Annotated in this window: 1 pseudogene; it reads right to left on the reverse strand. The window is 65.3% G+C overall.

Annotation, left to right across the window (positions count from 1 at the left end):
* Positions 1-257: pseudogene (locus PZH32_RS13325) on the reverse strand (ABC transporter ATP-binding protein); the annotation flags it as partial.
* Positions 258-294: the final 37 nt, after the last annotated feature.

Genomic DNA, 294 nt, shown 5'->3' on the forward strand with positions numbered 1-294 from the left:
AGAAGGCGGCCGTGGGCGACTTCCTGGCGCGTCTGCCCCAGGGCCGCCTTCTCGCAGGCCGCGGCCAGCTCTTCGGGGGTGGCGTCCGGCTTCGCGATGAGAATGTTCTCAGCCAGGGTGCCGACGAACAGGTGCGTCTCCTGGGTCATGCAGCTTTCATTGGCTCGCAAGCTGTCGGTATTGATCTGGCGAATGTCCTGGCGGGAGAGCTCCACGGTGCGCGAGTGGTGTCCCAGAAACGCAGGAACAGCTTGCACAGGGTGGACTTGCCCGATCCCGAGCGGCCGGCAATCT

The sequence above is a fragment of the Adlercreutzia equolifaciens genome (assembly GCF_029076695.1).
GTDB lineage: Bacteria > Actinomycetota > Coriobacteriia > Coriobacteriales > Eggerthellaceae > Adlercreutzia > Adlercreutzia equolifaciens_A.